Origin of the sequence: Pseudomonas sp. HR96, from assembly GCF_034059295.1 — a bacterium.
Lineage (GTDB): Bacteria > Pseudomonadota > Gammaproteobacteria > Pseudomonadales > Pseudomonadaceae > Aquipseudomonas.
The window spans coordinates 557488-583064 of sequence record NZ_CP139141.1 but is presented as its reverse complement, the minus strand read 5'-3'; the positions used below and the strand labels follow the sequence as shown (position 1 = coordinate 583064).

General features: G+C 65.6%; 23 protein-coding genes. 15 read left to right on the top strand and 8 right to left on the bottom strand.

Annotation, left to right across the window (positions count from 1 at the left end; genetic code table 11):
* Positions 1 to 2 precede the first annotated feature (2 nt).
* Positions 3 to 1061, bottom strand: coding sequence for a biotin synthase BioB (gene bioB / locus SFA35_RS02730; protein ID WP_320574980.1), 1059 nt, complete (start codon positions 1059 to 1061; stop codon positions 3 to 5).
* A 90-nt stretch (positions 1062 to 1151) separates the two neighbouring features.
* On the opposite strand from bioB, the gene SFA35_RS02725 reads away from it, so the two are divergent.
* From SFA35_RS02725 to rarD, 4 genes are all read left to right on the top strand, one after another.
* On the top strand, positions 1152 to 1889 hold the full coding sequence (locus SFA35_RS02725; protein ID WP_320574978.1) for a ComF family protein: 738 nt from the start codon (positions 1152 to 1154) through the stop codon (positions 1887 to 1889).
* A 57-nt stretch (positions 1890 to 1946) separates the two neighbouring features.
* On the top strand, positions 1947 to 2711 hold the full coding sequence (locus SFA35_RS02720) for a TOBE domain-containing protein (RefSeq protein ID WP_320574976.1): 765 nt from the start codon (positions 1947 to 1949) through the stop codon (positions 2709 to 2711).
* Positions 2712 to 2796: 85 nt separating this feature from the next.
* On the top strand, positions 2797 to 3771 hold the full coding sequence (locus SFA35_RS02715; RefSeq protein ID WP_320574973.1) for a serine/threonine protein kinase: 975 nt from the start codon (positions 2797 to 2799) through the stop codon (positions 3769 to 3771).
* 33 nt (positions 3772 to 3804) lie between these two features.
* Positions 3805 to 4695, top strand: coding sequence for an EamA family transporter RarD (rarD, locus tag SFA35_RS02710; protein WP_320574971.1), 891 nt, complete (start codon positions 3805 to 3807; stop codon positions 4693 to 4695).
* A gap of 360 nt (positions 4696 to 5055) precedes the next feature.
* Here rarD and SFA35_RS02705 read toward each other — a convergent pair whose 3' ends face one another.
* Positions 5056 to 5574 carry a glycine cleavage system protein R gene (locus tag SFA35_RS02705; RefSeq protein ID WP_320574969.1) on the bottom strand — a complete coding sequence of 173 codons (519 nt, stop codon included), beginning with the start codon at positions 5572 to 5574 and terminating at the stop codon, positions 5056 to 5058.
* Between the two features lie 274 nt (positions 5575 to 5848).
* On the opposite strand from SFA35_RS02705, the gene SFA35_RS02700 reads away from it, so the two are divergent.
* Complete coding sequence (locus SFA35_RS02700) at positions 5849 to 8026, top strand: malate synthase G (RefSeq protein WP_320574967.1); 2178 nt, start codon at positions 5849 to 5851, stop codon at positions 8024 to 8026.
* A gap of 90 nt (positions 8027 to 8116) precedes the next feature.
* On the opposite strand, the gene SFA35_RS02695 is transcribed toward SFA35_RS02700, so the two are convergent.
* Complete coding sequence (locus SFA35_RS02695) at positions 8117 to 8560, bottom strand: response regulator (protein WP_320574964.1); 444 nt, start codon at positions 8558 to 8560, stop codon at positions 8117 to 8119.
* Positions 8561 to 8756: 196 nt separating this feature from the next.
* Between SFA35_RS02695 and SFA35_RS02690 the strand changes: the two genes are divergently transcribed.
* From SFA35_RS02690 to SFA35_RS02660, 7 genes are all read left to right on the top strand, one after another.
* Positions 8757 to 10694 carry a DUF294 nucleotidyltransferase-like domain-containing protein gene (locus tag SFA35_RS02690; protein ID WP_320574962.1) on the top strand — a complete coding sequence of 646 codons (1938 nt, stop codon included), beginning with the start codon at positions 8757 to 8759 and terminating at the stop codon, positions 10692 to 10694.
* Positions 10691 to 11398, top strand: a complete 708-nt coding sequence (locus SFA35_RS02685; protein ID WP_320574960.1) for a 3'-5' exonuclease — start codon at positions 10691 to 10693, stop codon at positions 11396 to 11398. The genes SFA35_RS02690 and SFA35_RS02685 overlap by 4 nt, the downstream gene beginning before the upstream one ends.
* A 118-nt stretch (positions 11399 to 11516) precedes the next feature.
* Positions 11517 to 12050 (top strand): RNA polymerase sigma factor, encoded by a 534-nt coding sequence (locus tag SFA35_RS02680; protein WP_320578813.1) that lies wholly within the window; start codon positions 11517 to 11519, stop codon positions 12048 to 12050.
* Positions 12047 to 13006 (top strand): FecR domain-containing protein, encoded by a 960-nt coding sequence (locus SFA35_RS02675; RefSeq protein ID WP_320574957.1) that lies wholly within the window; start codon positions 12047 to 12049, stop codon positions 13004 to 13006. Before SFA35_RS02680 ends, SFA35_RS02675 begins: the two co-directional genes overlap by 4 nt.
* A gap of 149 nt (positions 13007 to 13155) precedes the next feature.
* Entirely contained in the window at positions 13156 to 15591 is a 2436-nt protein-coding gene (locus SFA35_RS02670; RefSeq protein ID WP_320574954.1) for a TonB-dependent siderophore receptor, read from the top strand.
* Between the two features lie 44 nt (positions 15592 to 15635).
* Entirely contained in the window at positions 15636 to 16265 is a 630-nt protein-coding gene (locus SFA35_RS02665) for a glutathione S-transferase (RefSeq protein WP_320574952.1), read from the top strand.
* 128 nt (positions 16266 to 16393) lie between these two features.
* Positions 16394 to 17305 carry an acyltransferase gene (locus SFA35_RS02660; RefSeq protein WP_320574950.1) on the top strand — a complete coding sequence of 304 codons (912 nt, stop codon included), beginning with the start codon at positions 16394 to 16396 and terminating at the stop codon, positions 17303 to 17305.
* A 36-nt stretch (positions 17306 to 17341) separates the two neighbouring features.
* Here the strand turns inward: SFA35_RS02660 and SFA35_RS02655 are convergent, their stop codons facing one another.
* On the bottom strand, positions 17342 to 17905 hold the full coding sequence (locus SFA35_RS02655; RefSeq protein WP_320574948.1) for a DUF2780 domain-containing protein: 564 nt from the start codon (positions 17903 to 17905) through the stop codon (positions 17342 to 17344).
* Positions 17906 to 18091: 186 nt separating this feature from the next.
* On the opposite strand from SFA35_RS02655, the gene SFA35_RS02650 reads away from it, so the two are divergent.
* Genes SFA35_RS02650 through SFA35_RS02640 form a run of 3 tightly spaced genes read left to right on the top strand, consistent with a single transcriptional unit; the run spans position 18092 to position 19915 of the window.
* Complete coding sequence (locus SFA35_RS02650) at positions 18092 to 18685, top strand: fasciclin domain-containing protein (RefSeq protein ID WP_320574946.1); 594 nt, start codon at positions 18092 to 18094, stop codon at positions 18683 to 18685.
* 10 nt (positions 18686 to 18695) lie between these two features.
* Entirely contained in the window at positions 18696 to 19247 is a 552-nt protein-coding gene (locus SFA35_RS02645) for a sigma-70 family RNA polymerase sigma factor (RefSeq protein WP_320574944.1), read from the top strand.
* Complete coding sequence (locus tag SFA35_RS02640) at positions 19244 to 19915, top strand: anti-sigma factor domain-containing protein (protein WP_320574942.1); 672 nt, start codon at positions 19244 to 19246, stop codon at positions 19913 to 19915. The genes SFA35_RS02645 and SFA35_RS02640 overlap by 4 nt, the downstream gene beginning before the upstream one ends.
* A 79-nt stretch (positions 19916 to 19994) precedes the next feature.
* Here the strand turns inward: SFA35_RS02640 and SFA35_RS02635 are convergent, their stop codons facing one another.
* The 4 genes from SFA35_RS02635 to SFA35_RS02620 form a co-directional block, all read right to left on the bottom strand.
* A complete protein-coding gene (locus SFA35_RS02635) occupies positions 19995 to 22415 on the bottom strand; it encodes a glucose/quinate/shikimate family membrane-bound PQQ-dependent dehydrogenase (RefSeq protein WP_320574940.1) in 2421 nt (806 codons plus the stop codon).
* A 345-nt stretch (positions 22416 to 22760) separates the two neighbouring features.
* Positions 22761 to 23960 carry a formaldehyde dehydrogenase, glutathione-independent gene (fdhA, locus tag SFA35_RS02630; RefSeq protein ID WP_320574938.1) on the bottom strand — a complete coding sequence of 400 codons (1200 nt, stop codon included), beginning with the start codon at positions 23958 to 23960 and terminating at the stop codon, positions 22761 to 22763.
* An 84-nt stretch (positions 23961 to 24044) separates the two neighbouring features.
* The gene (gene purU / locus SFA35_RS02625; protein WP_320574936.1) at positions 24045 to 24902 is read right to left on the bottom strand and encodes a formyltetrahydrofolate deformylase; all 858 of its coding nucleotides are present in this window, start codon (positions 24900 to 24902) and stop codon (positions 24045 to 24047) included.
* Entirely contained in the window at positions 24899 to 25531 is a 633-nt protein-coding gene (locus SFA35_RS02620; RefSeq protein WP_320574934.1) for a sarcosine oxidase subunit gamma, read from the bottom strand. Before SFA35_RS02620 ends, purU begins: the two co-directional genes overlap by 4 nt.
* Between the last annotated feature and the right edge of the window lie 46 nt (positions 25532 to 25577).

Sequence of the window (25577 nt, the reverse complement as noted above, 5' to 3'; positions counted from 1 at the left end):
GGTCAGGCGCTGGCGGCGTCGTAGAACAGCTCGCTGCTCTTCTGTTCCACCAAGGCCTGCTCGATGGCGGCCTGGTGCACCTCGTCGGCGTGTTCATAGCCGGCTTCGGGCTGGATGCCCAGGCGCGAGAACAGCAGCATGTCCTTGTCCGCCTGCGGGTTGGCGGTGGTCAGCAGCTTGTCGCCGTAGAAGATCGAGTTGGCGCCGGCGAAGAAGGCCAGGGCCTGCATCTGGTCGTTCATGGCCTCACGGCCGGCGGACAGGCGCACGTGCGATTGCGGCATGAGAATGCGCGCCACCGCCAGCATGCGGATGAAGTCGAACGGGTCGACGTCTTCGGCGTTGGCCAGCGGCGTCCCCGCCACCTTGACCAGCATGTTGATCGGCACCGACTCCGGGTGCTCCGGCAGGTTGGCCAGCTGGATCAGCAGGCCGGCGCGGTCGTCCAGCGACTCACCCATACCCAGGATGCCGCCCGAGCAGATCTTCATGCCGGCGTCGCGCACATAGGCCAGGGTCTGCAGGCGCTCGCTGTAAGTGCGCGTGGTGATGATGCTGCCGTAGAACTCCGGCGAGGTGTCGAGGTTGTGGTTGTAGTAGTCAAGGCCCGCCTCGGCCAGCGCGGCGGTCTGCTCCTGGTCGAGCTTGCCCAGGGTCATGCAGGTTTCCAGGCCCATGGCCTTGACCCCGGCAACCATCTGCAACACATAGGGCATGTCCTTGGCCGACGGGTGCTTCCACGCCGCACCCATGCAGAAGCGGGTCGAACCGATGGCCTTGGCCCGCGCGGCTTCCTCCAGCACCTTCTGCACTTCCATGAGCTTTTCTTTTTCCAGCCCGGTGTTGTAGTGGCCGGACTGCGGGCAGTACTTGCAGTCTTCCGGGCAGGCGCCGGTCTTGATCGACAGCAGGGTCGAAACCTGCACGCGGTTGGCGTCGAAGTGCGCGCGGTGCACGGTCTGCGCCTGGAACAACAGGTCGTTGAACGGCTGTACGAACAGGGCCCTGACCTCGGCCAGGGTCCAGTCGTGACGCAAGGTTGCAGTTTTGCTGGCGCTCATCGGCGATTCCTTCTTTATGCTGGCGTGCGGGGACGGATACCCACAAACGCGACACGGCTATTCAATAGCCGGCATCTTTAAGGAAGCGCCATGCACTGTCAACCTCCTGACTTGAGACTGGTTTACAACTGGTTATTTAATAATCAATCCTGCCTATTGTGCGGTGACCGCGCCGAAGCGGCCCTGGCGCTGTGCGCGCCCTGCACCCTGGAGCTGCCGTGGCTGCGCGAGCGCTGTCGGCGTTGCGCCCTGCCCATGGCCATCGATGGTCTGCTGTGCGGCCAGTGCAGCCGGCGCCGGCCGGCGTTTCGCCGGGTCGAGGTGCCCTTGCTGTATGCCTATCCGGTCGACGGCCTGGTCACTCGCTTCAAACATCAGGCGCGCTGGCCAATCGGCCGCTTGCTGGGCGAGCTGCTTGGGCAATGGCTGCAACACCGGTTCAGCGAAGACCTGGTCCGCCCCGATTGCCTGATGCCAGTGCCCCTGGCGCCGCGGCGCCTGCGCCAGCGCGGCTTCAACCAGGCCGCGCTGCTGGCGCGCTGGCTGGGCGCCGTGCTCGCCATCCCCTGCGCCGAGGGCACCCTGCTGCGGCCCCGCGAAACCACCGCCCAGCAGGACCTGCCAGCGCGGGCGCGGCGCCATAATCTGCGCCAGGCCTTTCGGGTCGCAGCCGACGCTGCCGTCAACGGTCGGCATATCGCCCTGATCGACGACGTACTGACTACCGGCGCCACCGCCCAGGCCGCTGCACGCTGTCTGCTCGACGCCGGGGCCCGACAGGTCGATGTGTACTGCCTCGCGCGCACCGCCAAACCGCGCCGCTATTGACTTGCGCCAGCACTGGGGGCAACTTCCAAGACCTTCCAGCACTTATAAAGCCAGCCCATGCCACTGCCCAGCCTGCTCACCCAGCACATCGCCCGTCGCCCGCAGCGTATCGCGCTGCTGCAACACATCGCCGAGCAGGGCTCGATCACCCGGGCGGCGAAGAGTGCCGGCATGAGCTACAAGTCGGCCTGGGATGCCATCGACGAGCTCAACAACCTGGCCGACCAGCCCCTGGTGGAGCGCGCCGTGGGCGGCAAGGGCGGCGGCGGCGCGCACCTGTCCGAGGAAGGCCTGCGCGTGCTGCGCCTGTACCAGAAGCTGCAGGCCTTGCAGGCCCAGGTGCTGGAAGTCGCCGAACAGGCCAGCGACCTCGACCTGCTCGGGCGCATGATGCTGCGCACCAGCGCGCGCAACCAGCTGCGCGGGCGCATCGATGAGGTGCTGGCCAAGGGCCGCAACGACCTGATCCACCTGGACCTCGGCGCCGGCCTCGGGCTGCAGGCGCAGATCACCCATGAGAGCACCCTGGCCCTGGAGCTGACGCCTGGCAGCGAAGTGTTCGCGCTGATCAAGGCCGGGTGGATCGAGCTGCTGGCCAGCGCCGAACAGGCAACGCCTGGCTACAACGTCTTCACTGGACGCGTCGAGCAGGTGCTCGACGAGGACGACGGGCCGGCCGAGGTGCGAGTACGGCTGAGCAACGGGCAGACCTTGTGCGCCCTGGTCGAGCCGCTGGAGCTGCGCCAGCAGGGGGTGCAGGTCGACGGCGAGGTAGTGGTGGCGTTTGCACCTTCCTATGTGTTGATCGCCACGCCGGTTTGAGGTTGCGGCGGTCGTGTGCTCAGCCTGAGCGCATTGAGTTACCATGGCGCGCCGACGCGGCAACCTGCCGTGCGCAGGAGACCGCATGTCCCATCCCTTTGAAACATTGACTCCCGACCTGGTGCTCGACGCCGTCGAAAGCATCGGCTTTCTCAGCGACGCTCGGGTCATGGCGCTCAACAGCTACGAAAACCGCGTGTACCAGGTGGGCATCGAAGACTCCGTGCCGCTGATCGCCAAGTTCTATCGACCGGACCGCTGGAGCAATGCGGCCATTCTCGAAGAGCACAGCTTTACTGCCGAGCTGGCCGACTGCGAGGTCCCGGTGGTGGCGCCCATGCAGCACAACGGGGCCACCCTGTTCGAGCACGCCGGCTTTCGTTTCACCCTGTTCCCCCGCCGAGGCGGCCGCGCGCCCGAACCCGGCAATCTCGACCAGCTGTACCGCCTCGGCCAGTTGCTTGGCCGCCTGCACGCCGTGGGTGCCACGCGCCCTTTCGAGCATCGCGAGGCGCTGGGCGTGCAGAACTTCGGCCATGATTCGCTGAACACGCTGCTTGAAGGTAACCACGTGCCGCGCAGCCTGCTGCCGGCCTACGAGTCGGTGGCCCGCGATCTGCTCAAGCGGGTCGAACAGGTGTACCGCGAGACCCCGCACAAGAACATCCGCATGCACGGCGACTGCCACCCCGGCAACATGATGTGCCGCGACGAGATGTTTCATATCGTCGACCTCGATGACTGCCGCATGGGCCCCGCCGTGCAGGACATCTGGATGATGCTGGCAGGCGACCGCCAGGAGTGCCTGTCGCAGCTGGCCGAGCTGATGGACGGCTATAACGAGTTCCACGATTTCGACCCGCGCGAACTGGCCCTGATCGAGCCGCTGCGCGCTCTGCGCCTGATGCACTACAGCGCCTGGCTGGCGCGTCGCTGGGACGACCCGGCGTTCCCGCGCAGCTTTCCCTGGTTCGGCACCGAACGCTATTGGGGCGACCAGGTGCTGGCCCTGCGTGAACAACTCTCGGCGCTCAACGAGGAGCCGCTCAAGCTGTTCTGACTTCATTTATAACAAGACCGCAAAGGATATGTGATGCAAGCCGCCGTCAACCCCCGCAAGGGCTATGTCCTGGGCCTGAGCGCCTATTTCATGTGGGGGTTTCTCCCGCTGTTCTTCAAGGCGATGCAGAGTGTTTCGCCGGTCGAGATCATCATCCACCGGGTGCTTTGGGCCGCCCTGCTCGGCTCGCTATTGCTGCTGGTGTGGAAGCACCCCGGCTGGTGGCGCGAGCTGCGCGACAACCCCCGCCGCCTCGGCGTGCTGGCCATCAGCGGCAGCCTGATTGCCTGCAACTGGCTGGTCTACGTCTGGGCGGTCAACAACGGGCGCATGCTTGAAGCCAGCCTGGGCTACTACATCAACCCACTGGTCAATGTGCTACTGGGCCTGCTGCTGCTCGGTGAACGCCTGCGCCGTCTGCAATGGCTGGCTGTGGCCCTGGCGGCGATCGGCGTGGCGCAGCAGGTCTGGCAGGTGGGCAGCCTGCCGTGGGTGTCGCTGGTGTTGGCGCTGACCTTCGGCTTCTACGGGCTGATTCGCAAGCGCGCCCCTGTAGCGGCGCTGCCCGGGCTGGTCATCGAAACCTGGCTGCTGGTGCCGCTGGCGCTGGGCTGGTTGCTGCTGCACCCGCAGGCCGGCACCTTGCAGCCGGCCTTTCTGGGCAGCAGCCAGATGCTCTGGCTGGCGGCTGCGGGACCGATTACCCTGGTGCCGCTGCTGTGCTTCAACGCGGCGGCGCGACACCTGCCCTACACCACCCTGGGCTTTTTGCAGTACATCGCCCCGACCCTGGTACTGATATTGGCGGTGACGGTGTTTGGCGAAACCCTGGCGCCGGCGACGCTGACCGCGTTCCTGTGCATCTGGGCGGGGTTGCTGGTGTACAGCGTGGACATCTGGCGGCAGTTTCGGCGCCGGCCTTGAGAAAGACTCGGGGGCTTAGCCAATGCCAATTCATATCCCAGCTTCGGAGGTGATGCCATCGCCAGCTGCGCCGGCTCCTACGCCGAGATGTGCAACCCCCGAGGGCAGCAAACCGATCGGCGCTGGCGGACCGCGACCGGCATTGGTCAAGGTTGCACCGCTCCCCAGCGGCTCCTACGCCGAGATGTGCAACCCCCGGGGTGGCGTAGGAGCCGGCGCAGCTGGCGAGTGAGGCAACACCAAACCAGTGGACAGCCATGGCCCCCACACACTCCAACCCTATCCCGACACAGTCCAACGGCGTAGACGGGGCGCCCCCTACCACGGTTTGACCGGTGGGCCGGACAGCCGCCTAAGGCTTCACAGCTCGGTGCGCAGCGTCAGCTCAACCATCAGGTCATCGGCCAGGGTCTCAAGCCGCGCCTGCAAAGTCTCCAGCGACAGGCTCAACGGCACCGCCAGCGTTGCCTCGGCATGGAACAGCGTCTCGCTGGTCATGGGTGCCGGGCGCACATCGGTGGTGAGGCGCTCGACATTGACCCCCTCGGCCGCCAGCAGCCGCGTGATGTCGCGGACGATGCCAGGACGGTCGTTGCCGACCAGGTCCATCGCGATCGGCTTCCAGGCTGCAGACAGGGCCTCGCCGCTGTCGGCCACCACCACCCGGATCCCCTCCTCCGACAAACCCTGCAGGGCATGCACCAGCTCGACGGCGTATTCGCTCGGCACCGCCACCCGCAAGATCCCGGCAAACTGCCCGGCCATGCGCGACATGCGGCTTTCCAGCCAGTTGCCGTGGTGGTCGGCAATGGTCTGGGCGATGCGCTCGACCAAACCGGCTTTGTCAGCTGCAATGACAGTCAAGACTAAATCGTTCACGGCAAACCCCTTATGTTAGGCATGGCCCAGTATAGGCAAAGCTGGCGGCCAGAAAGCTGTGTACGCTTTCTATCTATTTATGGAACAATTAAGCAACTTCTTGAGAACATCATTTTATCTACTGTGACCGTCGAAGCCATTCCGGTCGCAGAAGGACTTATTTAGTCTTATTTTCACAACCGCGACGCATCATGTAGTATCCGCTTGCGCGCACTACATAACGTTGGAAACGATGTATAGATAAGCTGAATAGCTGAGCAGAGTGAGGCAAGCAATGACTGAACACGTTCAAGTCGGTGGCCTTAAGGTCGCCAAAGTCCTGCTGGATTTCGTCAATGACGAAGCCATCCCCGGTACCGGCATCAAAGCCGATCGGTTCTGGGCCGGGGCAGAAGACATCATTAACGACCTCGCTGCAAAAAACCGTGCCCTGCTGGGCAAGCGCGACACCCTGCAAGGGCAGATCGATGGCTGGCACCGTGCTCGCCAGGGCCAGGCCCACGACCCGGTGGCCTACAAAGCCTTCCTGCGGGAAATCGGCTACCTGCTGCCACCGGGCGACGACTTCAAGGCCAGCACCGAAAACGTCGACGAAGAAATCGCCAGCATGGCCGGCCCGCAGCTGGTAGTGCCGGTGATGAACGCGCGCTTCGCCCTCAATGCCTGCAACGCCCGCTGGGGTTCGCTCTACGATGCACTCTACGGCACCGACGCCATCAGCGAAGAAGGCGGTGCCGAGCGTGGCCAGGGCTACAACAAGGTGCGCGGCGACAAGGTGATTGCCTTCGCCCGTGCCTTCCTCGACGAAGCCGCCCCGCTGGCGGCCGGTTCCCACGTCGATGCCACGCGCTATTCCCTGCACGACGGCAAGCTCGTGGTGGCGCTCAAGGGCGGTTCCAACAGCGGCCTGCGCGACGACGCGCAACTGATTGGCTACCAGGGTGACGCTGCCGCGCCCCACGCCATCCTGCTCAAGCACAACGGCCTGCACTTCGAAATCCAGATCGACTCCAGCACGCCCGTCGGCCAGACCGACGCCGCCGGAGTCAAGGACCTGCTGATGGAAGCCGCGCTGACCACCATCATGGACTGCGAGGACTCGGTCGCCGCCGTCGACGCCGACGACAAGGTACTCATCTACCGCAATTGGCTGGGCCTGATGAAGGGCGACCTTGCCGAAGAAGTCAGCAAGGGCGGGAAGACCTTCACCCGCACCCTCAACCCCGACCGCGAATACAACGTGCCGAACGGCGGCAAGGTGTCCTTGCACGGGCGTTCCATGCTGTTCGTACGCAACGTCGGGCACCTGATGACCAGCGACGCCATCCTCGACGCTCAGGGCCTGGAAGTGCCGGAAGGCATCCTCGACGGCCTGGTCACCTGCCTGGCCGCAATCCACAGCCTCAACGGCAAGAGCAAGCACAAGAACAGCCGCAAAGGCTCGGTGTACATCGTCAAGCCGAAGATGCATGGCCCGGATGAAGTGGCCTTCACCAACACCCTGTTCGGCCGTATCGAAGACCTGCTGGGCCTGACCCGCAACACCCTCAAGGTCGGCATCATGGACGAGGAGCGGCGCACCACGGTCAACCTCAAGGCTGCCATCCGCGCGGCACGCGAGCGCGTGGTGTTCATCAACACCGGTTTTCTCGACCGTACCGGCGATGAAATCCACACCTCCATGGAAGCCGGCCCGGTGGTGCGCAAAGGCGCCATGAAGGCCGAGAAATGGATCGGCGCCTACGAGAACAACAACGTCGACGTGGGCCTGGCCAGCGGCCTGCAGGGCCGCGCGCAGATCGGCAAAGGCATGTGGGCCATGCCCGACCTGATGGCGGCCATGCTCGAACAGAAGATCGCTCACCCGCTGGCCGGTGCCAACACCGCCTGGGTGCCTTCGCCGACGGCCGCTGCGCTGCACGCGCTGCATTATCACAAGGTCGACGTGTTCGCGCGTCAGGCCGAGCTGGCCGGGCGCGCGCCGGCGTCGGTGGACGACATCCTGACCCTGCCGCTGGCGGTGGACCCGAACTGGACCCCTGAGGAGATCCAGAGCGAACTGGACAACAATGCCCAGGGCATCCTCGGCTATGTGGTGCGCTGGATCGACCAGGGCGTAGGTTGTTCGAAGGTGCCGGACATCCACGACGTCGGGCTGATGGAAGACCGCGCCACCCTGCGCATCTCCAGCCAGCTGCTGGCCAACTGGCTGCGGCATGGCATCGCCAGCGAGGAGCAGATCTTGCAAAGCCTCAAGCGCATGGCGCCGGTAGTGGACCGGCAGAACGCAAATGACCCGCTATACCGCCCACTGGCGCCGGACTTCGACAGCAACATCGCCTTTCAGGCGGCCGTCGAACTGGTGATCGAAGGCGCCCGGCAGCCCAATGGCTACACCGAGCCGGTGCTGCACCGTCGGCGCCGGGAGTTCAAGGCTAAAAACGCGCTGTAACAAACTCGGGGGCGCTGCCCCCTCCCTCCACGGCTGATGGCAGCCCATGGGCGGAGGGAGCAGAGCCCCCGAGATGTTTGGCCGCGCCAGTCAGACCACGCCCAACTCCCGCTTCGCCAACGTCACCAGCAGGTTGGCATCGATGGGCTTGAGCAGGAAATCCACCACGCTCAGGTGCATCGCCGCGATGGCGTCCTTCACCCCGGCGTCGCCCGACATGATGATGATCGGCAGGGCCGCGCGGTCCGACTCGCGAATCTCGCGGATCAGGTCCAGCCCGCTGTCGGGGGCCATGCGCAGGTCGGTGATGAGCAGGCCGATGCTTTTGTCCAGGCGCAGACGCTCGAGCGCCTCCACAGCGCTCGCTGCGGTGGTGCAGGAGATGCCGTGCAGGAAAAGTATTTCGGCGAGGGTCTCGCGGGTCTGCGGATGGTCGTCGACCACCAGCGCACCCAACGGCGGCTGATCGCCCGCATTCATCGCGGCATTCAGTGCCTGCAGCTCCGCTTCGCTCAAGATATTGTGATCGGACATGCGCCTTTCATCACCTGATTCTGACCCGAAGCATCGAGAACCGCCTCGTCGCACTTCATCGGATCGATGCTCTAGACCCTGCATGATGCGGATGATTGCACGGTTCTTGAAGTATTTTTTTAGACTTACGTCCAATGGGCACCCGCGCCCTTGAGGTCGACCATGGCTGCACAACAATTAAAACGGTGGCTCAGCCATGCGCAAGACGGACGCCTTCGCCCAGGCGGGCAAGACCGCGGTGCTGCAGAATATCCATGCAACGCTGGTTTTTCTGCAACGTTTCGCGCCGTTCAACCAGATGGAGGCCGCACATCTGGCCTTCCTGGTGGAGCAGTGCCAGCTGCGTTTCTATGCGGCCGGCGAGAGCATCATCAAGCCGACCGACGGTCCGGTCGCGCACTTCTACATCGTCAAGCAGGGCAGCGTGGTCGGCGAACGACCGCACAGCGCCCGACGCGGCAGCGAGACCACGTTCGAGATCGCCAGCGGCGAGTGCTTCCCGCTGGCAGCCCTGCTCGGTGAGCGGGCGACCCGTACCGAACACCTGGCCGGCCTCGACACCTTCTGCCTGCAACTGCCCAGAGCCGCCTTCGCCCGCCTGATGACCCTCTCCGGGCCGTTTCGCAACTTTGCCCTGCGCGGGGTCAGCAGCCTGCTCGACCAGGTCAACCGCGAGGTGCAGCGCCAAGCCGTGGAAACCCTCGGCAATCAGTATTCGCTGAATACTCGCCTGGGCGAACTGGCCCTGCGCCAGCCGGTCACCTGCAGCGGCGACACCCCACTGCGCCAGGCGGTGGCGGCCATGCATCGGCAACAGGTCGGCAGCATCGTGATCGTCGACCCGCACAAGCGGCCGCTGGGTATCTTCACCCTGCGCGACCTGCGCCAGGTGGTCGCCGACGGCCACAGCGACTTCGACCAGCCGATCGCCCGCTGCATGACCCAGAAACCCTTTGCCCTCAGCCCCGACGCCAGCGCCTTCGATGCCGCCGTGGCGATGACCGAACGGACCATCGCCCATGTCTGCCTGGTGCGTGACGAACGCCTGTGCGGGGTGATCTCCGAGCGTGACCTGTTCTCGCTGCAACGGGTCGACCTGGTCCACCTGGCCCGCACCATCCGCAACGCTCCCGGGCTCGACCTGCTGGAGGCGGTGCGCGGCGACATCGGGCAGCTGGTGGAGCGCATGCTCGCCCATGGTGCCTCTTCCACCCAGATCACTCGCATCATCACCCTGCTCAACGACCAGACGGTGAGCCGGGTGATCGAGCTGACCCTGGCCGAACACGGCGACCCCGGCGTACCGTTCAGCTGGCTGTGCTTTGGCAGCGAAGGACGCGGCGAGCAGACCCTGCTGACCGATCAGGACAACGGCATCTTCTTCGAGGCGCGCGATGCGGTGCACGCCGCCGAACTGCGCGGGCGGCTGCTGCCCCTGGCGCAGCAGATCAACGCCAGCCTGGCGCGCTGCGGCTTCAGCCTGTGCCAGGGCAACATCATGGCCGGCAACCCGCAGTTGTGCCTGTCCCAGGCCGAGTGGTCGCGGCGCTTCGCAGGTTTCATCCGCGAGGCCACGCCGGAGAACCTGCTCGGCTCGAGCATCTATTTCGACCTGCGGGTGGTCTGGGGCGCCGAGCAGGGGTGCGCCCAGCTGCGCCGCGAAATCCTCGCCCAGGTCGCCGACAACCGGCTGTTCCAGCGCCTGCTGGCCGACAACGCCCTGCGCCAGAAGCCCCCAGTGGGCCGCTTTCGCGATTTCGTGCTGAGCAGAAAGGCCAGCGAGCGCACCGCCACCCTCGACCTCAAGGCCCAGGGCCTGATGCCCTTCGTCGACGGTGCCCGGCTGCTGGCCCTGGCCCACGGCGTCGAAGCCACCAACACCTTGCAACGCCTGCGCGAACTGGTGCTGCGCGAGGTCATCGACGCCCAGGACGGCGCCGCCTACGAGGAGGCCTACCATTTCATCCAGCAGACGCGCATGCAGCAGCACCAGCTGCAGAGCCGGCAGAACCTGCCGTTGTCCAACCGCCTGGACCCCGACAGCCTCAACCACCTGGACCGGCGCATCCTGCGCGAATCCCTGCGCCAGGCCCAGCGCCTGCAAGCCAGCCTGAGCCTGAGGTACCAGCTGTGAGCCTGCTGGACTGGTGGCGCAAGCCGGCCGTGCCGCTCGACGAATCGCTGCAGCAGCGCCTGGCCGCCCTGCCGCCGCCTGCCCCGCCCGCAGCCTGCAACCTGCGCGGGCAGCGCTGGGTGGTGGTGGACGTGGAAACCACCGGCCTGGACCTGCAGCGTGACGAGGTGCTGGCGATCGGCGCGGTGGTCATCGAGGACGGCGCCATCGACTTCTCCCAACAGTTCGAACAGACGTTCCTGCACACCAAGCCCTGCGCCGGGCCCAGCGTGTTGTTTCACGGCCTGGGCCCCAGCGCGCTGGCCGCCGGGCGCGAGCCGGCCGAGGTGCTGGTGGAGTTTCTCGAATTCGTCGGCGACAGCCCGCTGCTGGCGTTCCACGCGCCGTTCGACCAACGCATGCTGGCGCGCGCCTTCAAGCAGCACCTGGGCCACCGCTGGGAAGCCAGCCTGATCGATGTGGCCGAGCTGGCGCCGCTGCTGCTGCCGGACATCGGCCTGCGCGGCGCCGGGCTCGACCAATGGGCCGAGCGCTTCGGCCTGCAGGCCGGGGAGCGCCATCATGCCGCGGCCGACGCCCTGGTCACCGCCGAGCTGATGCTGATCCTGCTCAGCCATGCGCGCCGTCAGGGCCTGGACAGCCCGCAGCATTTGCTGGAGCGCCTGGGCCAGTGGCGGCGACGACAGCTGGCACCAGGCCTTTAATGGCAAATAGCGACGAGTGTCGATTGCGCCGCCCCTGCGGCTCTGCAACAATCCGGAATAGTTCTCGTTATCCCTTCCGGTGAATGCCTTGTCACGCGCCCAGAGCCCTCACAGCGAGTTGCCACGCACGGCCTTCGAGAGCAGCCCGCTCGAGCGCAGCGACCTGATCGCCAGCCTCTACCGCGATCATCGCAGCTGGCTGCTGACCTGGCTGCGGCGCAATATCGCCTGTGCGCAGCGCGCCGAGGACCTGAGCCAGGACACCTTCGTGCGCCTGCTCGGGCGCGAGCAGCTGAACTGCCCGCGTGAACCTCGAGCCTTCCTGCTGGCCGTGGCCAAAGGGCTGCTGTTCGACCATTTTCGCCGTGCTGCGCTGGAGCAGACCTACCTCGCCGAACTGGCGAGCCTGCCCGAAGAACAACAGCCGTCCCCGCAAGAACAGCATCTGATTCTCGAAGACCTGCAGGCCATCGACCGTTTGCTCGGGCAGCTGTCGAGCAAGGCCCGCGCGGCGTTTCTGCACAGCCGGGTGGACGGCCTCGGCCATGCCGAGATCGCCGAGCGCCTGGGCGTTTCGGTGCCGCGGGTGCGCCAATACCTGGCCCAGGGCATGCGCCAATGCTACGTGGCGTTGTACGGTGAGCCGACATGAGTCGCCCGGTGTCGTCCCGGGTGCTCGACGCCGCCATCGCCTGGCAGCTGACCCTGGACGACGAGCCGCGTGCCGGACAGGCGCGCGCCGAGTTCGAGCGCTGGCATGCGGCCGACGAGGAGCACGCCCGCGCCTGGCATCAGCTGAACCTGATCGACGTGCGCTTCAATGCCGCTGCGGGGCCGGCCCGCAAGGCCCTGCTGGCACCGCGCGACGGCCTGCGCCGGCAGCTGCGCAAGCTTGGGGGCAGCAGCCTGGCGGTGCTGCTCGCGGCGGGTCTGGCGCTTTTCTTCGGCGCACGCGTGCTGCCGATCGACTACTGGCTGGCCGACCAGCGCACCGCCACCGGCGAACAGCGCCTGCTGCAACTGGAAGACGGCACGCGCATCGAGCTCAATACCCACAGCGCCGTCGACATCCGCTTCGATGCCCAACGCCGCCTGATCGTGCTGCGCGCCGGCGAAATCCTCGTGCAGACCGGCCACCGCGACGGCGAAGCGCGGCCCTTGATCGTCGAGACCGTCAATGGCTCGCTGCGGCCAATGGGCACGCGCTTTCTGGTGCGCCGTGAAGCCCGCGGCACCCTGCTCGGCGTGCTGCAATCGGCTGTGGCAGCCAAGCCGCGCAACATCGGCAGCGAGCAGGTAGTGCAGCAGGGCCAGCAATTGCTGATGCACGACGATCAACTGGACGCCGTCAGCGCCCTGCCCCCCGGCAGCGATGCCTGGACCCGCGGCATGCTGGTGGTCGACAACGCGCGCCTGGCCGACCTGCTTGACGAACTGGCCCGCTACCGCAGCGGCTACCTGGCGGCCAGGCCGGAAGTCGCCGACCTGCGCATCACGGGCAGCTTCCCGCTCAAAGACACCGACCTGGCGCTGCAGGCGCTGCTGCCGACCCTGCCGGTCAGGATCGACCAGCACACCCGCTGGTGGACGACGGTGGGCGCGCGGTAGTTGCGAGCGGAGTAGGTCTTTCGATTCGGTCAGGGCCACACCTCACGCCCCAATTCTTAATCGAAATTATTTTCAACCAGCCCTATCACTTTCTGGATCTCGTCCGGCACTGAGGCAATACGTCTTATTCCTGTTACCGGAGCCGTTCCATGTCCCGCTCGTTGCACGCCCTGCTTCGCCCCAGCCTGATGGCCGCCGCCATTGCCCTGGCCCTGCCGTCGGTGGCCACCGTGGCCTACGCCGTCGACCAGGCCAGTGCTTCGCGGGCCTACGATCTGCCCGCCGGCCCCCTGGCCAGCACCCTGAACCAGATCGCCAGCCAGGCCGGCCTGACCCTGGCGCTGAACCCGTCGCTGGCCGCCGGCAAGACCTCGGCACCCGTGCACGGCCAGTACAACGGCATCGGCGCACTGAGCGCCGCGCTCAACGGCAGCGGCCTGCAGCTGCAGCAAGGCGCCAGCGGGACTTTTACCTTGGTAGCGATTCCACAAGGGACGCTGGCGCTACCGGAGACCCAGATCAATTCCAGCGCCGACAGTGAAAGCGCCTGGGGCGCCGTCTCCGGCTACCGGGCCACGCGTACTGCCGCTGGCACCAAGACCGACACTGCCCTGGCGGAAATCCCGCGCTCGGTGTCGGTGATCACCCGCGCGCAGATGACCGACCGCGCCGTGCAGAACCTCGACGACGCCCTGCGCTACATGCCAGGCGTGATCGCCAGCAGCTATGGCAGCGACTCGCGTGCCGACTGGCTTAAGGTGCGCGGCTTCGAGCCCACCCAGTTCCTCGACGGCCTTCCGCTGCCCAAGGGCGCCTACGTGATGCCCAAGGAAGAAACCTGGGACCTGGAGCGCATCGCCCTGCTGCGCGGCCCGGCCTCGTCGATCTACGGCCAGACGCCGCCCGGCGGCCTGCTCGACATGGTCAGCCGGCGCCCAGAAGACACCGCCAGCCACGAAGTGCAGATGCAGATCGGCAGCTACCAGCGCAAGCAGATCAGCTTCGACAGCACCGGCCCGATCGACGACGAAGGCAAGTTCCTGTACCGGGTCAGCGGCGTCGTGCGCGACGCCAACACCTCGGTCGACCACGTCGATGACAAGCGCTACAACATCGCCCCCAGCCTGACCTGGAACATCGATACCGACACCCGCCTGACCTTCCTCAGCCAGTTCACCCGCGACGATACCGGCATCACCAGCCAGTTCCTGCCGCTGCAAGGCACCAAGCTGGCAACGCCGGCCGGCACCGTGAAGTACCACGAGAACCTTGGCGACCCGAACTGGGAGTTCTACGACAAGACCTATTACGCGCTGGGCTATGCCTTCGAGCATCGCTTCAACGACGTCTGGCAGTTCCGCCAGAACCTGCGCTACACCAAGAGCGATCTATCGTTCCAGGCCATCACCGCCGGCGGTTACTACGGCTCGGTGGCCGACGACGGCACCGTCGCCCGCGGCGCCAACGTGGTCAACGAAGACATCAGCCAGTTCGCCGTCGATAACAACCTGCAGGCCAACTTCAGCACCGGCGCCATCGACCACACGTTATTGCTGGGCCTGGACTACCAGCACATCAACCACAACTACAAGTGGTTGTACGGCAGCGCGCCGACCAGCAACATCATCAACCCGATCTATGGCCAGGACTTCGGCAACGTCAGCTACACCGCCTACAACAACTACAACCAGAAGACCGACGACGTCGGTCTCTATGCCCAGGACCAGCTGGCCCTCGACCAATGGCGCCTGACCTTGGGTGGCCGCGAGGACTACTCCAAGGTCGACTCGATCTTCTACAACGACAACGACGCCCGGGACACCCGCCGCGACCATGCCTTCACCGGCAATGCCGCGCTCAGCTACGTCTTCGACAATGGCATCACCCCTTACATCTCCTACGCCGAGTCGTTCCAGCCCGAAGCCGGCGGCACCGCCGGCGCGGCCTACAAGCCAAGCACCGGCAAGCAGTACGAAGCCGGCATCAAGTACCAGCCGCCGGGCAGCGACCTGCTGTTCACGGCCGCCGCCTACGACCTGACCCGCGAAAATATCGTGGTCACCAGCAACAACGGCATCAGCGCCCCAGTGGGTGAGGTCAAGGTGCGCGGCTTCGAACTGGAGGCCACCGGCAGCGTCAACGAGAACCTCAAGCTGACCGCCGCCTACACCTACGCCAACAGCAAGATGACCAAGACCACCAACAGCCTGGACAAGAACCGTCCGCTGCCGTTGACCCCGGAAAATCAAGCCTCGGCCTGGGCCGACTACACCTGGCACAATGGCTGGCTCGACGGTTTCGGCATGGGCTTCGGCGTGCGCTACGTCGGTGCCACCGACAACGTGGCGATCGGCAGCCTGGCCTACGTGCGCGCCAAGTCCGACGGCCATACTCCGGACTACACCTTGTACGACGCGGCCGTGCACTACGACCTCGGCGTACTGGGCAGCACCTTCAAGGGCGCCAGCGTGGCGATCAACGCCAACAACGTGTTCGACAAGGAGTACATCTCTACCTGTGACGGTTTCTACTGCTACTACGGCGACCGCCGCAACGTGATGGCCAGCGTCAACTACAAGTGGTGAGGCGGTGCTATAACTAGCAGCTCCATTCCGACGAGGTTCCGGCAATGTCCGCACCGAGCATGACCCTGTACTCCAACCCGGCGTCGCCATTCGCCCGCAAGGTGCGTGTGCTACTGGCCGAAACCGGCCAGCTGGCGCGCGTCGAGCTCAAGCTGACGCAACCGACACCGGTCAATCCGGACCCGGCGCTGGTCGGCGAGAACCCGTTGGGCAAACTGCCTGCGCTGGTGCTGGCCGACGGTGAAGTGCTGTACGACAGCCGGGTGATCTGCGAGTACCTCGACAGCCAGCACGGCGGCCTGCCGCTGTTGCCGACCTCGGGGGCTTCACGCTGGCGGCGCCTGACCCTGGCCTCGCTGGCAGACGGCGTGCTCGATGCGGCGTTGTTGATCCGCTACGAAACGGCGCTGCGGCCCGAGCCAAAGCACTGGGATCAGTGGCTGGGCAACCAGGCCCTGAAAATCGAGCGCGGCCTTGCCTACCTCGAGCAGTCGGCGCTCGCCGAGCTCGGCGGTCACTTCGACATCGCCGGCATCGGCGTGGCCTGCGCGCTGGGCTACCTGGACTTTCGCCAGCCGCAACTGGCCTGGCGCGAGCGCTATCCGCAGCTGGCCGCCTGGTTTGCCGAGGTGAGCCAGCGACCATCGATGCAAGGCACCCAGCCGCTGGCGTGATCCGCGACCCGCTGTGGAAGGGGCAAAAACTGCCCCTCCCGCAGCGGGCCGCACCGGTCGGCAAAATTTGGCGACAGGCCCGGACCTGCTTATCATTGCCGCCCTTTTTGCGTTTCGATGAGTGGTCTATGCGTCGCCTGTTCACGGGTTGTCTGGTCGCCCTGCTGCTTATTCTCAATACCCTGGTGCTGATCGGCCCGTTGCTGGTGTTCGCCCTGCTCAAGCTGGTGTTCTCCGGCTATATGCGCGACTACTTCTCGGCCGGGGTGATGTGGATCGCCGAAACCTGGGCGCAAATCGACAAGGCGATCTTCGCCCTCTGCATTCCTACCCAGTGGGACATTCGCGGGGCCGAGGGGCTGCGCACCGACACCTCGTACCTGGTGGTCTGCAACCACCAGTCGTGGGTCGATATCCCGGCGCTGATCCAGGCGCTCAACCGGCGTGCGCCGTTCTTCAAGTTCTTCCTCAAGAAAGAGCTGATCTGGGTGCCCTTGCTCGGCCTGGCCTGGTGGGCGCTGGACTACCCATTCATGAAGCGCTACAGCAAGGCCTTCCTGCAACGCCACCCCGAACTCAGGGGCCATGATCTGGAAATCACCCGGGAGGCCTGCGAACTGTTCAAGCGCCAGCCGGTGACCGTGGTCAACTACCTGGAAGGGACGCGCATGAGCGCCGCCAAGCGCGAGGCCCAGGCCTCGCCGTTCGACCACCTGCTGGTGCCCAAGGCCGGCGGCGTGGCCTTCGTGCTGGCGGCCATGGGCGAACAGCTGGATCGCCTGCTCGACGTCACCGTGGTCTACCCCTGCAATGGCCTCTCGCCCGACGGACCGGGCGAGCGCATTCCGGGGTTCTGGGACCTGTGCTGCGGCCGCGTGCCGAAGGTCATCATCGACATTCAGTCACGGGGGATCGACCCGGCGCTGTGGCAGGGTGACTACGAGAACGACCCGGTATTTCGCCTGCAGGTGCAGGGTTGGGTCAACGACATGTGGCGGGAGAAGGATCGACGCATTGCCCAGTTGAAGGCGGGCGGCTGATCCCAAGCGCTCGCCGCCACACCCCCCGAGCTTCTGCTATTGCTTCACACCCCAGATGCTGCCCAGGCTGCTCAAGGTGCTGCCGGCCACACCCTGGCCGCCCAGGTACTGCAGGATCACCGGAGCGAACTGGCCGACCATGCCGCTGTTCATGCCCAGTGCGCTGAAGGCGCTGTTCAGGTCGCTGGTGCTCTTGACGTTGCCCAGGGCATTGTTCAGCGCCGATTGATTACCGCCGCTGTTGCCCAGCAGGCCGCCGAGGCCATTGGCGCCGCCCAGGGCGTTGCTGCCGCTCAACGAGTCGAGCCCCGGCACTTGCTTGGTCAACGCGGTGTACTGCGAAGGGTCGAGCTTGTTCTTGGCCAGCCCAAGCATCGCGCCGGTGCCGCCCACCGCCTGCTGCGGGGTGACCTTCAGCTGGGTGCCGAGGGTATTGAGCAGGCCCGCTGCGTCGGGCGCCGCGCTCACGGCGGCGCCGTTGCTCTTGTTGCCATTGAGGGTGGACGCCGCGTTGACCGCGTCGTTGAGGTTGAACGCCCATACCGGGCTGGCCGCTACGGCCATGAGCGATACCAGCGCTGCACCACGAAAAATCTTCATTGCCTTCCCTCTGTAACGTGAGGCCGCAGCGCCAGTGGGCGCGCGACAAAATCGTCGTTTTGATCGGGTTTGCCCGGCGATGTTCCCGAAAAAATATTTTCCGACTGGCTGCATCCACTTGCGGGCACCGCCCGTATACCGGTGACGGACAACTATCGGTCCGCCTCCAAGAAAAGGATTACTCCCATGAAGCGTACTTCGATCAAGGCTCCAATGCTCGGCAGCCTCCTGGCCCTGGCCCTCTGCGCCGGCATGCAGGCGGTACCGGCGCAGGCAGCGGACATGAGCATGAATTCGGTGATGGTGGGCGGCCAGGCGATGATGCCGCAGAAGGACATCGTCGATAACGCGGTGAACTCCGCCGACCACACCACCCTGGTCGCTGCCGTGAAGGCCGCCGGGCTGGTCGATACCCTCAAGGGCAAGGGCCCGTTCACCGTGTTCGCGCCGGTCAACGCCGCGTTCGCCGCGCTGCCGGCCGGCACCGTCGACACCCTGCTCAAACCGGAGAACAAGGCCACTCTCACGCACATCCTCACCTACCACGTGGTGGCCGGCAAACTGGACATGATGGAGCTGGAAAAACGCATCAAGGCCGGGGGCGGCAAGGCCGAGTTGACCACCGTGGCCGGTGGCAAGCTGTGGGTGAAGATGAACGGCCCGCATAACATCGTGATCATGGACGAAAAAGGCATGACCGCCGACATCAGCACCTATGATGTGATGCAATCCAATGGCGTGATCCACGTCATCGATAAAGTGCTGATGCCCAAGAGCTGAATAGGCGTAGATGATTTCACCGGCTGAAAACGACGAACATCGGCAGTTGCTCGGCGCCTGCGCTCAGGGTGACCGCCGAGCCTTCGAACGCCTGTACCACAGCGTCGGCCCGCGCCTGCATGGCGTGGCGTTGCGCTGTGTCACGCGCCGCGCGTTGGCCGAAGAAGTGGTGCAGGAAAGTTTCGTGCGCATCTGGCACAACGCTGCACGCTACGACGAGACGCTCAGCGCGCCGCTGACCTGGATGATCAATATCACCCGCCACCTGGCCATCGACCTGCTGCGCAAGCGCCAGGAAGAACCGCTGGCTGAGCAGCAGCTCGAAACGCTGATGGACGATGCACCCTCGGCTTTCGACCAGTTGAACGGCGACCGCGACACTGCGGCCCTGAACCGCTGCCTCGAGACGCTGGAGGGCATGCAGCGCCAGTCGATCCTGACCGCCTACTTTCACGGGCTGTCCAATGCCGAGTTGGCCGAGCACCTGGCTGCGCCCCTGGGCTCGATCAAGTCATGGATACGCCGCGGCATGGAGCGTTTGCGCAGGTGCCTGGAATCATGAATTACCTCCGTCCCGAATTACGCCGCGCCTTGGCGAGCGACTACGCCATCGGCCTGATGGCGCCGGCGGCCCGGCGCCGTTTCGAAAGGCTGCTGGCCGATGACCTGGCGTTGCGCATGGAGGTCGCGCAGTGGCAGGACACCCTCGCCCGCCTGACCCGCGACTTGCCCGAAGAACCCTTGCCCAGCCACGTCTGGCGCGCCATCGTCGCGCGCATCGAGCCGCCGCGGTTGCACCCGCCCGCCTTGCCGAGACGCAGAGGCTGGCGCCTGCCAGCACTGGCTGCGGGTCTGGTGCTGGCGCTGGGCATCGGCTTGCTGCTGCGCCCGGCACCGGCGCAATACAGCGCCACGTTGAGCGACACCGGCGCGCAACCGGCGCTGCGGCTGCAGGCCTACCGCGATCACCTGCAGATCGAAGCGCTGCACCTGGCGGCCATGGGCAACGACCGCAGCCTGGAGCTATGGGCGATCCCGGCGGACGGCGTGCCGGTGTCGCTGGGCCTGGTGCCGGTGCTGGGCAAGGGGGAAATGCAACTGAGTGCGCAGCAGCAAGCGGTGCTGGGCAAGTCAGTGACCATTGCGGTCACGCTGGAGGCCAAGGGCGGCTCGCCAAGTGGCAAGCCGACCGGGGCTATCTTGTACAAAGGGGTGTTGGCGGCTTTGTAACTGGCTAGATGCCGAACAGGTGGGAGGGGGCAAAGCCCCTCCCACCTGTTCGTTGCAACCTTCAGCGGCCAGCAGCCATTTATTGGCTGTCCGGCAACCCGTAGGCAATCACCAGGTCGCTGCGATCAGGCGACTGGCGGGCGCCGCTGGCGGTGATGATGATGTACTGCTTGCCGGTTTTCGGCGACACGTAGGTCATCGGGCCGCCCTGGCTGCCGACAGGCAGGCGGCCTTTCCAGGCTTCCTCGCCGGTGGCCGAGTTGAAGGCGCGCAGGTAGTAGTCCTGAGTACCGGCGATGAACACCAGGCCACCCTGGGTCGACAGCGTACCGCCGAGGGTCGGCATGCCGATCGGCAGCGGCAGGTGCATCTTGATCCCCATAGGGCCGGTGTCCTGTACGGTACCGACCGGTACCTGCCAGGCGACCTTCTGGGTTTTCATGTCGATCGCGGTCAGGGTGCCGAACGGCGGCGCCTGGCACGGAATACCGGCCACCGACAGGAAGCGGTTCTTGTTCACGGCGTAAGGCGTGCCCTTGAGCGGTACCGCACCCATGCCGGTGTTCAGCGCTTCGCCACCCGCCGAGGTCTTGGCGTCTTTCTGCTGCGGCACCATCTGGCTCCACAGCCCCAGACGCATGTCGTTGACGAAGATGAAGCCATGCACCGGGTCGGTGGAGATGCCGCCCCAGTTCATGCCACCCAGGGAACCTGGAAAGCTCAGCGAGACGTCGGTACCCGGCGCGGTATACAGGCCGTCATAGCGCATCTTCTTGAAGGCGATGCGGCACAGCAGCTGATCGAACGGGGTCGCGCCCCACATGTCCGATTCGGTGAAGTGCGGCACGCCGATCTGCGGCATGCCCACCGACATTGGCTGAGTCGGCGAGTATGGCTCGTTGGGGATGTCGGCGGCCTTGACCGGGACTTCCTTGACTTCGGTCAGCGGTTTGCCGGTGGCGCGGTCGAGCACGTAGATCTGCCCGGCCTTGGTGCCGATCACTACGGCCGGCACCTTGCTGCCATCGGCCTTGGTGAAGTCGCTGAGGGTCGGCTGCATCGGCAGGTCGAAGTCCCACAGGTCGTTGTGCACGGTCTGGTAGACCCACTTCTCGGCGCCGGTGGTGGCGTTCAGGGCGAGGATCGAGGCGCCGTATTTGTGGTTCAGGTCGGTACGTTCGACACCGTAGATGTCGGTGGACGAGCTGCCCATCGGCAGGAACACGGTGTTCATCGCCGGGTCGTAGGACATCGGCGCCCAGCTGTTCGGCGTGCTGCGCACATAGGTGGCGCCGCCGGCAGGGGCCTGCTTGTCCTGCGGGTTGCCCGGGTCGAAGGCCCAGCGCATGGCGCCGGTGACCACGTCGAAACCGCGGATCACGCCACCGGGCATGTCGGTCTGCACGTTGTCGGCGACGCGGCCGCCCACCACCACGGTGGTGCCGGCCATGAGGGGTGGCGACGACAGCTGGTAGTAGGAGTCCGGAACGTCACCGAGGCCGGCTTTGAGGTCAACCTGGCCGTTGTTGCCGAAGCCCTGGCACAGCGCGCCGGTGTCGGCATCGACCGCGATCAGGCGCGCATCGATGGTGTTGGTCAGCAGGCGACGCTGGCAGGCGGCACCGGCCGGCACGGCCACAGGGGCCGCCGGGGTGCTGCCGTCGACCGGCTGGGCGACGGCGGCGCTGGCGTCGAAATAGGCCAGGCCGCGGCAACGCTGCCAGACCTTGCTCTTGGCGTTGATGTCGGCCTTCCACAGCTGCTTGCCGGTGTCGGCATCCAGCGCGAGGATGTTGTTGTGCGGGGTGCAGACGAAGACCTTGTCGCCGATCTGCAACGGGGTGTTCTGGTCTTCGGCGCCGTTGCCGTCGCTGATGGCGATGTCGCCGGTGTGCGCGGTCCACAGCGGCACCAGCTTGGCGACGTTGTCACGGTTGATCTGGTCCAGCGCGGCGAAGCGGCTGCCACCTTCGTCATTGCCGTAATGGGCCCAGTTCTTCTGCGCCTTGGCCGGGTCGACCTTGGTCAGGCCCGGGCCGGTGCCGGTCGGCGAGACCGGATCGTGGGGCACGAACATGCCCCAACCGCCAGCCACCAGGGCCACGGCCAGCACGGCGCTCAGGGCGTAGCCGCCCTGGCCGGCCAGGCCATTGTTACGGCGCAGGGTGGGATAGACCAACGCCACCACCAGGCTCAGCACGCCGAGGGCGAACAGGCGCGAAATCAGCGGCCAGAAATTCAGCCCGGCGTCGGCCAGGGCCCAGACGATGCTCAGCACCATCACCGCAGCGAACAGCCAGGCGCCGGCCAGGCGCTGCTTGAACAGCAGCACGGCCGAGGCCAGCAGGCCAAGGCCCGCCAGCAGGAAATACCAACTGCCGTGCAGCGAAACGAGGTAGCCGCCGCCGACGGCGAAGAACAATCCAAATACCAGCGCACCCAGCGCCGCGACCCAGACGGGCCAGCGGCACGGGGCGGCCGAAGACGAAGATTTACTCATGATGGGCATGATCCTGATGACGCATTGAACGGAGTGGGAAGATTTCAGCGTAGTGCAGGCAAACGAGATTGCCGTGCCGAGGCACGCTGGAAATTTGGGATTAACCAGTTAGTTAGTTTTGCGAAGGTTAGCAAAATACCGCAGGGGCTGCGACATCTTGTCAGGGGCGGGGGCGGAAAAAGACTATCTCAGGAACGGTAATAATGCCGCCTTGCTCGTTCTCTGACCTGTAGGACCGAGCTCGTTCGGGAAGCGGCGAATGCGTTTTCTGGGAAAAAACCGCAGAGGTCCGCTCCCGAGCGAGCTCGGTCCTACAGGTGCAGAGGATGGCTGGTGATGATTACCTCAAGCCGCGCTGAACAGCTTGTGCGGATCGATGACGAATTTCTTCGGCACCCCGGCATCGAACTCGCCATAGCCGGCCGGCGCCTGGTCCAGGCTGATGACCTGCACCCCTACCACTTCGGCGATGTTGATGCGGTCCCACATGATCGCCTGCATCAGCTGGCGGTTGTACTTCATCACCGGCGTCTGCCCGGTGTGGAAGCTGTGCGACTTGGCCCAGCCGAGGCCGAAGCGGATGCTCAGGGCACCGACCTTGGCGGCGGCGTCCACTGCGCCTGGGTCATCGGTCACGTAGAGGCCGGGAATGCCGATCTTGCCCGCCACCCGCACCACGCCCATCAAGGAGTTGAGCACCGTCGCCGGTGCCTCGCTCTGGGCGCCGGCATGGCCGTGGCCGCGGGCTTCGAAACCGACCGCATCGACGGCACTGTCGACCTCCGGCTCGCCGAGCAGCGCAGCGATCTGTTCATGCAGCGGGGTGTCGGTGGACAGGTCGGCAATCTCGAAACCCTGCGCCTTGGCGTGGGCCAGGCGTGCCGGGTTGACGTCGCCGACGATCACCACGGCGGCGCCCAGCAGGCGCGCCGAAGCGGCAGCGGCCAGGCCGACCGGGCCGGCCCCGGCCACATAGACGCTGCTGCCTGGGCCAACGCCGGCAGTCACCGCGCCGTGATACCCGGTCGGCAGGATGTCCGAGAGGCAGGTCAGGTCGCGGATCTTCTCCATGGCGCGATCGCGATCCGGCAGCTTGAGCAGGTTGAAGTCGGCATACGGCACCAGCACGTATTCGGCCTGGCCGCCGACCCAGTCGCCCATGTCGACGTAGCCATAGGCGCCGCCGGCGCGGGCCGGGTTGACGGTCAGGCAGACCCCGGTGTGTTGCTCCTTGCAGGAACGGCAGCGCCCGCAAGCCACGTTGAACGGCACTGAAACCAGGTCGCCGACGCGCAGATTCTCGACGTCGCGACCGACCTCGATGACCTCCCCGGTGATTTCATGACCCAGCACCAGGCCGACCTGGGCGGTGGTACGGCCGCGCACCATGTGCTGGTCCGAACCGCAGATATTGGTCGAGACCACCCGCAGGATGACCCCGTGTTCGATACGTTTTCCCCGTGGGTCCTGCATCCTGGGGAATTCGATGTTCTGTACTTCGACCTTGCCGGCGCCGAGATAGACGACTCCACGATTACCTGACATTGCTTTCACCTCGCTGATTGTTTTTATGAGCTCTGGTTAATGCACGGTTAGCTTTCAACTACTGGCTGGCAGCTCAAGGCTGCTTCAAAGGACCACGGTGCGGCTCGAGTTGAGGAACACCCGCCGTTCCAGGTGATACCCCACTGCTCGCGCCAGGGTCTGGCATTCGATGTCGCGGCCCTTGGCGATCAGGTCTTCGGGGTAATGACTGTGGTCCACCACCTCGACGCCCTGGGTAATGATCGGGCCCTCGTCCAGGTCGTTGTTGATGTAGTGCGCAGTGGCGCCCACCAGCTTCACGCCCTTGTCGTAGGCCTGGTGATACGGCTTGGCGCCCTTGAAGCCGGGCAGCAGCGAGTGGTGGATGTTGATCGCGCGGCCGTCCAGCTGGCGGCACAACTCGGGCGAGAGCACCTGCATGTAGCGGGCGAGGATCACCAGCTCGGCGCCGGTCTTCTCGATCACCTTGAGCACCTTGCGCTCCTGCGCCGGCTTGTCCTTGGGGTCGAGGGCGAAATGGTAGTAGGGAATCTCGTGCCAGCGCGCCAGCGGCTCGAGGTCCGGATGGTTGGAGATCACCGCCACCACGTCCATGGCCAATTGACCGATGCGCTGGCGGTAGAGCAGGTCGTTGAGGCAGTGGTCGGCCTTGCTGACCATGATCACCACCTTGGGCCGGTACTGCGGCGCAGTCAGCTCGAAAACCATGCCGAAGGCCTCGCCCCGCGCCTGCAGGCCCTGGCGGAAGGCTTGCTCGTCGAAACCGTCCGGCTGGCGGAACTCCACCCGGATGAAAAAGCGCGCCGACAACTGATCGTCGAACGAGTGGTGCTCGGTGACGTAGCAGCCCTGTTCGAACAGGTAGCGGGTCACCGCGTCCACCGTGCCGAGCACGCTGGGGCAATCGGCGGTGAGGATCCAGGTATCCGGCGCGCGGCTCATGGGCGGATTTCCAGGCCGAATTCGGCGCTGGCGTCCTGCAGCCACAGCCACCAGTAGTCGGAGAAGCTGCGGCGCACCAGCAGCTCCCAGGTCTCTTCGCCGGTGCGGCGGATCACCAGCTGCGACTTGGCGAACACCGTGCCCACCGCCTTGCCCACGGGGAAGTTGGCGGGGTGCACGTCATAGCTGGTGGACTTCATCAGTACTTCGCGCACCTTCGGCCCGCTCAGTTCGAGGATCGACTGGCCACCGCTGACGTTGACCACGGCGACATGCTGGTCGCCAAAGGCCTCGCGCAGGCGTTGTTCGGCGGCGAATTCCTCGCCGCCGGGCACGATCAGCAACCACTCGTCCGGGCCGAGCCATTGCAGGGAGGTGTCGCCGTTGCTGACCAGGGTCAGGGCCTCGGGCAGCTCCAGGCCGGTGGCCTGGCTGACAGCGCTGGCGAACGCCGGGTCGCTGGCGTGGCCACGGATGGTCAGGTGGCCGAGCAGCTTGCGATCGCGCAGGATGACCCCGGCGTTCTGCCGGCCCTTGCCGATCAGGCTGGCCAGGTCGGCGTGGTGCAGCGGGGCTTCAGCCTTGGCGTCGGCGCCGGGGCGTTGCTGGTATTGGTTGACTGTGGTCATGTTGGAAACCTGTCATGAATGCTGGAGAAGGCCAGTGAGCGTATGC